Origin of the sequence: Micromonospora acroterricola (assembly GCF_003172955.1) — a bacterium.
Classification (GTDB): Bacteria; Actinomycetota; Actinomycetes; order Mycobacteriales; family Micromonosporaceae; genus Micromonospora; species Micromonospora acroterricola.
In genome coordinates this window covers 17,259-27,296 of the sequence record NZ_QGKR01000185.1, presented here as the reverse complement: position 1 = coordinate 27,296, position 10,038 = coordinate 17,259, and the positions used below count along the sequence as shown (strand labels likewise).

The 10,038-nt window shown below is 70.7% G+C and carries 10 protein-coding genes and 1 pseudogene; 8 read left to right on the top strand and 3 right to left on the bottom strand.

Annotation, left to right across the window (positions count from 1 at the left end; all coding sequences use genetic code 11):
* Positions 1-730 (top strand): annotated as a pseudogene (locus DKT68_RS13290) (DNA polymerase III subunit gamma and tau); the annotation flags it as partial.
* Positions 731-749: 19 nt separating this feature from the next.
* On the opposite strand, the gene DKT68_RS13285 reads toward DKT68_RS13290, so the two are convergent.
* Positions 750-1,433 (bottom strand): DUF998 domain-containing protein, encoded by a 684-nt coding sequence (locus DKT68_RS13285; protein ID WP_109817727.1) that lies wholly within the window; start codon positions 1,431-1,433, stop codon positions 750-752.
* A 214-nt stretch (positions 1,434-1,647) separates the two neighbouring features.
* On the opposite strand from DKT68_RS13285, the gene DKT68_RS13280 reads away from it, so the two are divergent.
* From DKT68_RS13280 to DKT68_RS13250, 7 genes are all read left to right on the top strand, one after another.
* Positions 1,648-1,956, top strand: coding sequence for a YbaB/EbfC family nucleoid-associated protein (locus tag DKT68_RS13280; protein WP_007466279.1), 309 nt, complete (start codon positions 1,648-1,650; stop codon positions 1,954-1,956).
* An 8-nt stretch (positions 1,957-1,964) separates the two neighbouring features.
* The gene (gene recR, locus DKT68_RS13275; RefSeq protein WP_109817722.1) at positions 1,965-2,558 is read left to right on the top strand and encodes a recombination mediator RecR; all 594 of its coding nucleotides are present in this window, start codon (positions 1,965-1,967) and stop codon (positions 2,556-2,558) included.
* Positions 2,559-2,802: 244 nt separating this feature from the next.
* Complete coding sequence (locus tag DKT68_RS13270; protein ID WP_109817721.1) at positions 2,803-4,476, top strand: ABC transporter substrate-binding protein; 1,674 nt, start codon at positions 2,803-2,805, stop codon at positions 4,474-4,476.
* Between the two features lie 98 nt (positions 4,477-4,574).
* The gene (locus DKT68_RS13265; RefSeq protein ID WP_109817720.1) at positions 4,575-5,582 is read left to right on the top strand and encodes an ABC transporter permease; all 1,008 of its coding nucleotides are present in this window, start codon (positions 4,575-4,577) and stop codon (positions 5,580-5,582) included.
* A 65-nt stretch (positions 5,583-5,647) separates the two neighbouring features.
* On the top strand, positions 5,648-6,604 hold the full coding sequence (locus tag DKT68_RS13260; protein WP_236646871.1) for an ABC transporter permease: 957 nt from the start codon (positions 5,648-5,650) through the stop codon (positions 6,602-6,604).
* 55 nt (positions 6,605-6,659) lie between these two features.
* On the top strand, positions 6,660-7,646 hold the full coding sequence (locus DKT68_RS13255; protein WP_109817719.1) for an ABC transporter ATP-binding protein: 987 nt from the start codon (positions 6,660-6,662) through the stop codon (positions 7,644-7,646).
* Entirely contained in the window at positions 7,643-8,743 is a 1,101-nt protein-coding gene (locus DKT68_RS13250; RefSeq protein WP_109817718.1) for an ABC transporter ATP-binding protein, read from the top strand. Before DKT68_RS13255 ends, DKT68_RS13250 begins: the two co-directional genes overlap by 4 nt.
* A gap of 66 nt (positions 8,744-8,809) precedes the next feature.
* Here the strand turns inward: DKT68_RS13250 and DKT68_RS13245 are convergent, their stop codons facing one another.
* Together DKT68_RS13245 and DKT68_RS13240 are read right to left on the bottom strand one after the other, a co-directional pair.
* On the bottom strand, positions 8,810-9,304 hold the full coding sequence (locus tag DKT68_RS13245) for a hypothetical protein (RefSeq protein ID WP_109817717.1): 495 nt from the start codon (positions 9,302-9,304) through the stop codon (positions 8,810-8,812).
* Positions 9,286-9,942 carry an HNH endonuclease family protein gene (locus DKT68_RS13240; RefSeq protein ID WP_109817716.1) on the bottom strand — a complete coding sequence of 219 codons (657 nt, stop codon included), beginning with the start codon at positions 9,940-9,942 and terminating at the stop codon, positions 9,286-9,288. Before DKT68_RS13240 ends, DKT68_RS13245 begins: the two co-directional genes overlap by 19 nt.
* Positions 9,943-10,038: the final 96 nt, after the last annotated feature.

The following is a 10,038-nucleotide window of genomic DNA, read 5'->3' as shown; positions in this document are numbered from 1 at the left end:
TCGTCGGCAGCGTCAGATGTGTATAAGGGACAGGGGAGCGCTGCCGCCGGAGGCGGCCCGCCCCGGCGGCAGCGCTCCCGCCCCCGAGGCGACGGATGACGAGGACTGGCCGGAGGCCGCCCTGCCGGGTGGTGCCGCAGCCGTGGACGACGCCGCGTCCGGCGGCTCCGGACCGGCCCCCGCACCGGCCGGCGGGAACGGCACGGATGGTGGCCGCACCGGCGCCGACCCGGGCCGCACCGGCGGAACGGGCGCCAGCGCGAACAGCGCCGACCCGGGCCGCGCCGGTGGAAGCGGCACCGGCGCGAACGGCGGCCCGGGCACACCGAACGGGGGCGGTAAGCCGACCGCGCGGGCCAACCCGACGCCCGCGGCCCGCCAGCCGGCCACCGCCGGTGCGCCGGTGAGCAGCGCCATCGCCGCAGCCCGCGCGGCGGCGGCGGGGCGCGGCGGTCCGCGTACCGGAGCGGCGGCCCGACCCACCGCGGACCCCGAATGGGCCGGCGAACCGCCCTACGACCCGGACTTCGACGGTCCGTTGCGCGGCGGCCGGCCGGGTGGCGCGGCACCGGCGGCCACACCGACCTACGAGGGGTTCGACCCGGGCGACGAGCCGTTGGACGAGGTCATCGACGAGAAGACGGCCCGGGAGTCGAGCGAGGAGCAGGCGGTCCGGCTGCTCCGCGACACGTTCGGGGCCGAGAAGATCGACGAGGTCGACGCCCGGTAGCGGCGCTGGGCGGCGGTGATCACCGGACGGTCGGCGCTGCCGACCGGGTGCGTCGCGCCCGGCCGGCCGGTGCCTCGGCGAGCAGGACACCGAGGCAGCAGGCCCAGAGCGGGAAGGGCAGCACGGCGACCCGTTCCATGCCGCCCACCCCGATCCCGGCGCCCTCCTGAGCGAAGAACAGCACCGTCCCGGCCAGCGCGGTCAACCCGGCGGCGAGGGTGAGCCGTCGCCACCGGCCGAGCAACGTGCTGCCGGGCGCCAGACCGGCGAGGAGCAGGCCGAGGTTGCCCACTCCCATGATGAGAAAGGCGCCGAGGACGTGCAGGTTCTCGTCGACGTCCGCCGGGTGGACGGCGGCGAGGGCGTACCCGCCGGCGGCCAGCAGCAGCAGCGTCTGGGCCGACCGCACCACGGCGCCTCGACCAACAAGCCGCCAGGTCAGCAGTAGCCCGGCGGCGAGCAGCACGGCGGTGGTCAGCACCGCGGCGTTCATCAGCGGGTGCCAGGGCGAGCAGACGTAGCGGGGCCGGCTGGTGTCCCAGATCCCGCAGTGGACGTTGCCGAGGTCGCTGATGTTGTTGGTGGCCCAGCTGTACGTCGGCTGGCGCCAGCGCAGGCCGGTGACCAGGCTGGCGACGAGGAAGATCGGTGCGGCCACCACCCAGCACAGCGCGCCGAGCCGGCCGGTGCGGTTGAGGTTCATGTCGTCGAGCACACCAGGTGGGCGATCTCCGCCGCACTACCCGTAGATGGCCGGTTCGGGGTGGTGGTAGCCGTACCCGGATCGTCGTCCTGCGGCTCCGGCGTGGGCGGAAGCACCGGGCGGGGCGGGGCCGGTCACAGCGGTTAGGCTGGGCGGCGGCCGAGCAGACGAGTGCGAGAAGGAGCCATCCGTGCGCCCAGGTGGACAGCCGAACATGCAGCAGATGCTGAAGCAGGCGCAGAAGATGCAGCAGCAGATCGCCGCCGCCCAGGCGGAGCTGGCCGAGGCAGAGCTGACCGGCACCGCCGGCGGTGGGCTGGTCACCGCGACCGTCTCCGGCTCGGGGGAGCTCAAGGCCATCAAGATCGACCCGAAGGCCGTCGACCCGGACGACGTGGAGACGCTGGAGGACCTGGTCGTCGCGGCCGTGCACAACGCCGCCGAGGCCGCGCGGGAGCTGACCGAGCGCAAGATGGGCCCGGTCGCGGGCGGCATGGGCGGCCTCGGCCTGCCCGGTTTCTGAGCCGGCAGATGTACGAGGGTGCCATCCAGGATCTGATCGACGAGCTGGGTCGGCTGCCGGGCGTCGGCCCGAAGAGCGCCCAGCGGATCGCGTTCCACGTCCTGTCGGCGGATCCGGCCGACGTCAACCGGCTGGCCGGCGCGCTGCGCAAGGTCAAGGAGCTGGTGCGGTTCTGCACGACCTGCTACAACGTGGCCGAGTCGGAGCAGTGCCGGATCTGCCGCGACCCACGCCGTACCGACGAGGTGCTGTGTGTGGTGGAGGAGCCCAAGGACGTGGTGGCCGTCGAGCGGACCGGTGAGTTCCGCGGTCGGTACCACGTGCTCGGCGGCGCGATCAACCCGCTGGAGGGGATCGGGCCGGACAATCTGCGCATCCGGGAGCTGATGACCCGGCTGAGTGGCGGCGCGGTGCGGGAGCTGATCCTGGCCACCGACCCCAACACCGAGGGCGAGGCGACCGCCACCTACCTCGCGTTGATGGTGAAGCCGATGGGGATCTCGGTGACCCGGTTGGCCAGCGGGCTGCCGGTCGGCGGCGACCTGGAGTACGCCGACGAGATCACCCTCGGCCGGGCGTTCGAGGGGCGCCGGGCCGTCTGAGTCGTACCCGCGGGGGTGGTGTCGTCGTCGACGGCGCCACCCCCGTCGCGGTGCCCGACCCCGCGCGGATCTATGTGTCGCCCTGTGCATTCGCCGTGCCGTCGACTGTCAGACGCCCGCGCAAGGTGTCGGCTTGATAGCGATTGCCTGACGGGCGTTCCGCTTCTCGTGTGACATGTCATAGCCTCCCGCACACGGACCGAGCCACAACTCGGCGTGGTCATGCGCATGACAGAGGTGAGAGATGCAGGCGAGAAGGCTAAAAACGGCTGTGGCCATCGCGGCCGTTGCCGCTCTGGCGGTCGGCGCGGCCGGCTGCGCGGAGAGCGAGCGCGACGGCGACAGTGGCGAGGCCAAGACTGGCGGCACCTTCATCTTCGCGGGTGCCGGTGACCCGAAGAACTTCGATCCCATCTTCAACGATGACGGAGAGTCGTTCCGGCCGGTCCGGCAGATGTTCGACACCCTGGTGAGCCACAAGCCGGGTACGGCCGAGCTTCAGGGCGGCCTGGCCGAGAGCTGGGAGCACGACCCGGACGGCAAGGTCTGGACGTTCAAGCTCCGCCAGGGCGTGAAGTTCCACGACGGCACGCCGTTCAACGCCGCCGCGGTCTGCTTCAACTTCGACCGCTGGTACAACATGAAGGGCGCTGCCGCCCAGTCCCAGATGATCTACTACATGGACACCTTCGGCGGGTTCGCGAAGAACGAGGCCGAGGGCGCCGGCGAGTCGATCTACAACAAGTGCGAGGCCAAGGACGACGGAACCGCCGTCCTGACCCTGAACAAGTACAAGGGCGCCTTCCCCGGTGCCTTCGCGCTGACCTCGCTCTCGATCGCCAGCCCCGAGGCGCTGACGAAGTACGACGCCAACACGGTGAAGCAGAACGGCGACTCGTTCGAGTACAGCGCCTTCGCGACCACCAACCCGGTGGGCACCGGCCCGTTCACCTTCGGTGGCTGGGACAAGGCCAAGAACGAGATCACCCTGAACCGGAACCCGGACTACTTTGGCGAGAAGGCCAAGGTGGACAAGATGATCATCAAGGTCATCAAGGACGAGAGCACCCGCAAGCAGGAGCTCCGTGCCGGCACCGTGCAGGGCATCGACTTCCCGGCCCCGGCCGACCGCAAGGCGCTCGAGAGCGAGGGCTTCCAGGTCGTCAACCGCCCGGCGTTCAACATCCTCTACCTGGGCATCAACCAGAAGAACCCGAAGCTGAAGGACCTGCGGGTGCGGCAGGCGATCGCCTACGCGCTCAACCGCCAGCAGCTGGTGCAGACCAAGGGCCCGGGTGGCGCCAAGGTCGCCGACGAGTTCATGCCGGACACCGTGCTCGGCTACGCCCCGGACGTGCAGAAGTACGAGTACAACCCGGACAAGGCGAAGCAGCTGCTCAAGGAGGCCGGCGCCGAGGGTCTGACGCTGAACTTCTACTACCCGCCGGACGTCTCCCGGCCGTACATGCCGAACCCGCAGGAGATCTTCACCGTCCTCGCCAACGACCTGCAGGCCGTGGGCATCAAGGTCAACGGTGTGCCTCGCCCGTGGAACGGTGGCTTCAAGGACGACGTGCAGCAGTTCGGCAAGCACGACCTGCACATCCTCGGCTGGACCGGTGACTACAACGACCCGGGCAACTTCGTCGGCACGTTCTTCGGCCGCGGCAAGGCCGAGTTCGGCGACCAGTCGATGAACGAGATGTTCGACGCCATCACCAAGGCCGACGCCACCGTCGACGACGCCGGCAAGAAGGCGGCCTGGGAGCAGGTCAACCGGGACATCGCCGCCAAGTGGCTGCCGGCCGTGCCGGTCTGGCACGCCCCGCCGGCCATCGTCGTCACGAAGGATGTCAAGGGTCTGGTTGCCAGCCCGCTGACCGACGAGCGGTTCAACACGGTCAGCGTCAGCAAGTGACGTTTGTCGGCTGACGCCGTAGGCGTGATCGGCCCGGTCCGGGGCTCCTTCCCGGTCCGGGCCGATTCCGCGATCATCGAGAGTCTGGTGTGTGAGAGATGTTGCGAGTCATAGTCCGCCGCCTGTTGCAGCTGGTGGTGACCCTCATAGCGCTGTCGGCGCTGATCTTCATCTGGCTGCGGAACCTGCCCGGTGGCCCGGTCGAGGCGCTACTCGGTGAGCGGGCCACGCCCGAGCGCCGCGCCCTGCTGACCAAGGCGCTCGGCTACGACCAGCCGATCCTGGTGCAGTACGGCAAGTTCATGCAGCGGGTCGTCACCGGCGACTTCGGCAACTCGATCCGGACCGGTGACCCGGTCACCGAGGTCATCAGCCGCGCCTTCCCCGCCACCATCGAGCTGGCCCTCGCCGCGATGATCATCGCGGTCGGCCTCGGGGTGCCGCTCGGCTACCTCGCCGCCCGGTGGCGTGGACGGTCCCTGGACAACCTCACCATCGCCGGCACCCTGCTCGGCATCTCGATCCCGATCTTCTTCCTGGGCTATCTGCTCAAGGACGTCTTCACGCAGAACATCCACTGGTTCCCGCCGTCCGGGCGGCTCACCACCGGTCTGGACAACACCAACGTCACCGGCTTCTTCGTGCTCGACGGCCTGCTCACCCGGGAGTTCGACGCCAGCGCCGACGCGTTGTGGCACTTGATCCTGCCGGCGATCACGCTCGCCACCATCCCGCTCGCGGTGATCGTGCGGATCACCCGGGCCAGCGTGCTCGACGTCCTCAACGAGGACTACGTGCGGACCGCCGAGGCCAAGGGCCTGCGGCACCGCACCATCCGTGGCCGGCACATCCTGCGCAACGCGCTGCTGCCGGTGGTCACCACCATCGGGTTGCAGACCGGTGCGCTGCTCTCCGGCGCGGTTCTCACCGAGAAGGTCTACAACTGGGGCGGCATCGGCACGCTGATCACCGACTCGATCAGCGGCGGCCGGGACTACCCGGTGCTCCAGGCGATCATCCTGCTCGCCGCGCTGATCTTCGTGGTGGTCAACCTGCTGGTCGACCTCTCCTACGCCTTCATCGACCCGAGGGTGCGTGTGCGATGAGTGACCCGATCACCCAGGCCGGCACGCCGGCCCCCCGCCCCGGGGATGACAAGCCACGCCCCGGCATGAGCGAGCGCAGCATCGGCCTGCTGGGCGACCGCAAGAAGGCGCGGCTGGACGAGCTGGCCCGGGCCGGCGTGGACCAGGGCGGGGTCAGCCTCGTCCGGGACGCCGTGCGCCGGCTCCGGCGGAACCCGGTCGCCATCGTCGGGGCCGTCATCGTGGGGCTGTTCGTCCTGATGGCGATCTTCGCTCCGCTGATCGCTCCGCATGACGCGGTGCAGCGCTTCGACGAGCTGACGAAGAACCTCACCGTGGACACCATCCCGGGCGCGAGCGGTGATTTCCCGCTCGGCTCCGATCCGCTCGGCCGGGACTTCCTGTCCCGGATGATCTACGGCGCCCGGCAGACGCTCTTCGTCGGCGTGCTCGCCACCCTCATCGGTCTCGCGCTCGGTGTGCTGATCGGCGCGATCGCCGGCGCCTTCGGCGGCTGGGTCGACGTGGTGCTGATGCGGCTCACCGACGTGATGCTGGCCCTGCCGAGCCTGCTGCTCGCGATCACCCTGGTCGCGATGGCCAGCCGGTCGAGCCAGTGGACGGTCATCTTCGCGGTGGCCATCGTGAGCGTGCCGATCTTCGCCCGGCTGCTGCGCGGCTCGATGCTGGCTCAGCGGGAGAGCGACCACGTGCTCGCCGCCCGCGCGCTCGGCGTCAAGGAGCGCAACATCGTGCTGCGGCACATGCTGCCCAACTCGCTGACCGCGGTGATCGTGCAGGCGACCCTGACCTTCGCGGTGGCCATCCTGGACGCCGCGGCGCTCTCCTTCCTGGGGCTCGGCGACCCGGACATCAACCGGGCCGAGTGGGGCCTGATGCTCGGCGTGGACGGCCAGCGCTACTTCGAGGTCCGCCCGGAGCTGGCCTACTACCCGGCGCTCGCGATCATCGTGGTCGCGCTCGGCTTCACCCTGCTGGGTGAGGCGATGCGCGAGGCGATCGACCCGAAGAACCGGCGGTGATGGCGGTGCGAGTGACCAGCACGGCCGGCACCCGCCGGCGAGAGGAAGTGACCCGATGAGCCTGCTCGACGTCCGTGACCTGAGCGTGGTGTTCCAGCGACGCGGTGAGCAGCCCTTCACCGCCGTCGACAAGGTCAGCTTCACCGTGGAGCCGGGGCAGACCGTCGGCCTGGTTGGCGAGTCCGGCTGTGGCAAGAGCGTGACCAGCCTGGCCATCATGGGCCTGCTGCCCAAGCGGGGCAACAAGGTCAGCGGGGAGGTGCTCTTCGAGGGCACCGATCTGCTGAAGCTGCGGCCGGACGACATGCGCGACCGGCGGGGCCGGGAGATCAGCATGATCTTCCAGGACCCGCTCTCCTCCCTGAACCCGGTCATCCCGATCGGGGTCCAGGTCGCCGAGGTGCTGGAGCGTCACCAGGGCCGGGACCGCAGGCAGGCCCTGCGCGAGGCCCGGGATCTGCTCGACGCGGTCGGGATCCCCGATCCGCAGCGGCGGCTCTCGGAGTACCCGCACCAGATCTCCGGCGGGATGCGCCAGCGCGCGCTGATCGCCATCGCGCTGGCCTGCAAGCCTCGGCTGCTGATCGCCGACGAGCCGACCACCGCGCTCGACGTGACCATCCAGGCGCAGATCCTCACGCTGCTCAAGCAGTTGGTCGACGACACCGGCACCGCGCTCGTCATGATCACGCACGACCTGGGCGTGGTGGCCGGCCTCTGCGACACGGTCAACGTGCTCTACGGCGGCAGGGTGGTCGAGCGGGCACGTCGGCACGAGCTGTTCGCGCACGCCCGGCACCCGTACACGCACGGGCTGCTCAGCTCGGTGCCCCGGCTCGACTCACCGCGGGGCGAGCGGCTGCACGCGATCCGCGGGTCGGTCTCCGACAACATCCCGTGGGCCGTGGGGTGCGCGTTCGCGCCGCGTTGCGACAACGTCGTGGACGCGTGCCTGGAAGGGCCTCCCCCGCTCGAACCCACCGCCACCGGTGGCGATCTCCGCTGCAACAACCCCGTCTCCGAGGAGGTGGCGGTCCTGTGACCGAACAGACCGGACCTCTGGTCGAACTGCGCGACATCAAGGTCCACTTCCCGATCAAGAGTGGCCTCCTCTTCGACCGCACCGTCGGGTACGTCTACGCGGTGGACGGCGTGTCGCTGAGCATCCGGAAGGGGGAGACGTACGGCCTGGTCGGCGAGTCGGGCTGCGGCAAGTCGACGCTGGGCCGTGGCCTGCTCCGGCTCGTCGAACCGACCGACGGCGAGATCATTTTCGACGGCACCGACGTTCGCTCGCTCAAGGGCGAGGCGATGCGGCAGGCCCGTCGCCGGATGCAGATGATCTTCCAGGACCCGCTCTCCAGCCTCGACCCCCGGCAGTCGGTGGAGTCGCTGTTGATGGAGGGTCTCAAGGCGCACGGGCTGGCCGGCGAGAAGGACGAAACCAACCGGCGGTTGCGAGAGACGCTCGAGGCGGTCGGCCTGCCCGCCTCGGCGCTGAGCAAGTACCCGCACGAGTTCTCCGGCGGCCAGCGCCAGCGGATCGGCATCGCCCGGGCGCTGGTGCTCAACCCGGAGCTGATCGTCGCCGACGAGCCGGTCTCCGCGCTGGACGTGTCGATCCAGGCCCAGGTGCTCAACCTGCTGGAGGACCTGCAGAACGAGCGCGGCCTGACGTACCTGATCATCGCGCACGACCTGGCGGTGGTCCGGCACATCGCCGACACCGTGGGCGTGATGTACCTGGGCGGGCTGGTGGAGGAGGCGTCCAGCGACGACCTGTACCGCGAGCCGATGCACCCGTACACCCGGGCCCTGATGTCCGCGGTGCCGGTGCCGGACCCGCTGGTGGAGGATCGCCGGGAACGGATCCTGCTCGCCGGCGACCTGCCCTCGCCGACCAACCCGCCGTCGGGCTGCCGGTTCCACACCCGGTGCCCGTGGGCGCAGCCGACCCGCTGCGCCGACGAGCGGCCGGCGTTGCGCGACGTGGTCGGCGGGCACCGGGTGGCCTGCCACTTCGCCGAGGACATCGCCGCCGGCCGGATCCGCCCGCACGAGGTCGAGGTGGAGCTGGTCCGCCCGACCGAGGGCACCGGCCCGGTCGACCCGCCGGGCGAGCTGATCCCGACCCCGTGACGCCGCCGGGGGCCGTCCTGTCACAGGACGGCCCCCGGGCGGTACGTCTCCACAACGGCGTGCGGCTCAGCCCTCCGGGCGGTGCAGCAGGGCCACCGCGACGCCGTGCACCGCGTCCAGACCGGACGGGTCCGGCAGCGGCACCGAACCACCGGTCACCCTGTACCACTCGTCCGCGTCCCTGTACTGCACGCCCAGGGTGACCCGGCCGTCGGCGTAGCTGGTGCGCAGGGTCAACTCCCCGGTCACCACGCCCACCTCGTCCGTCATCACCCCGCCCGGCCCCGGAACGATGTCCGCGGTGCGGGTGGCGCCGCTGGCCGCGTCCGCGTCCATGCCGGCGCCCGGCGTCGCGGTGTCCGGCGGGTTGGGGCCGTCCGCGCTCATCCCGGCTCCCGGCACCGTGCCGGCGACGCCGGTGCTGCCGTCCACGGTCATGCCCGCGGTCGCCGGCCCCGCCGGCCCGCTGCCGGTCGCCGCCGCCGCGTCGTCGCCGCCCGCGTCCGGCGTCTGCTCCGGAGCGGGGGTCGCCCCGGCGCCTGTCACGGCTTGTTCGCCCATGTGCAGCCCTCCAACATGTCGGTCAGGGCGGCCTTCTCGGCGCTCGTCACCGTCAGCCGCCAGTGGTGCTTGACCGTGACCCAGTTCTCGGCGTATTGGCACCAGTACGACCGGTTCGCCGGTTTCCACTGGGACGGGTCCTGGTCACCCTTTGCCCGGTTGGACGTGGCGGAAACCGCGATGAGCTGCGGCCGGGTGGTGTCGTTGGCGAAATCGCCACGCTTCGCGTCGTCCCACTCGTCGGCGCCGGAGCGCCACGCGTTGGCCAACGGCACCATGTGGTCGATGTCCACGTCGGAGGGATCGGTGGCGCTGCGACCGTCGTACACGCTCTCCCAGCGACCGCCGACCACGTTGCAGCCGGAGAGCTTCACGTCCTTGCCGTCGCGCTGGAGGATGGTGTCCCGCACGTCGCAGTTCTTGCCGGTGTTGCGCCAGTGTGGGAAGTGCTCCCGGCTGTAGCCCTTCATCGAGCCGGCGCTGGCGACGGTCAGCTGACCCAGCTGCTCGGCGGCGTTGCCGCCGCCGCTCGGAGGCGGGGTGTCCGGCTCATCCGAGGGGACGCAACCGGCCACGCCGAGCGCCAGCGCCGCGGCGAGCGCGGCCACCGCCGCGCGCGATCCTGATCTGGTACGCACAGACGACACCTCTCCAGCTTGCGGTCTCCCGGCGATTGCGCACAGTACCCGGGCATGGTTTCGGCGTTTCGTGGCGTCTCCCACATGCTGCAAGGC

Bases quoted from the DNA above. Each gene is read 5' to 3' on its own strand.
- DKT68_RS13285 (WP_109817727.1), bottom strand. From the start codon at position 1,433: ATGAACCTCAACCGCACCGGCCGGCTCGGCGCGCTGTGCTGGGTGGTG.
- DKT68_RS13280 (WP_007466279.1), top strand. From the start codon at position 1,648: ATGCAGCAGATGCTGAAGCAGGCGCAGAAGATGCAGCAGCAGATCGCC.
- recR (WP_109817722.1), top strand. From the start codon at position 1,965: ATGTACGAGGGTGCCATCCAGGATCTGATCGACGAGCTGGGTCGGCTG.
- DKT68_RS13270 (WP_109817721.1), top strand. From the start codon at position 2,803: ATGCAGGCGAGAAGGCTAAAAACGGCTGTGGCCATCGCGGCCGTTGCC.
- DKT68_RS13265 (WP_109817720.1), top strand. From the start codon at position 4,575: ATGTTGCGAGTCATAGTCCGCCGCCTGTTGCAGCTGGTGGTGACCCTC.
- DKT68_RS13260 (WP_236646871.1), top strand. From the start codon at position 5,648: ATGAGCGAGCGCAGCATCGGCCTGCTGGGCGACCGCAAGAAGGCGCGG.
- DKT68_RS13255 (WP_109817719.1), top strand. From the start codon at position 6,660: ATGAGCCTGCTCGACGTCCGTGACCTGAGCGTGGTGTTCCAGCGACGC.
- DKT68_RS13245 (WP_109817717.1), bottom strand. From the start codon at position 9,304: ATGGGCGAACAAGCCGTGACAGGCGCCGGGGCGACCCCCGCTCCGGAG.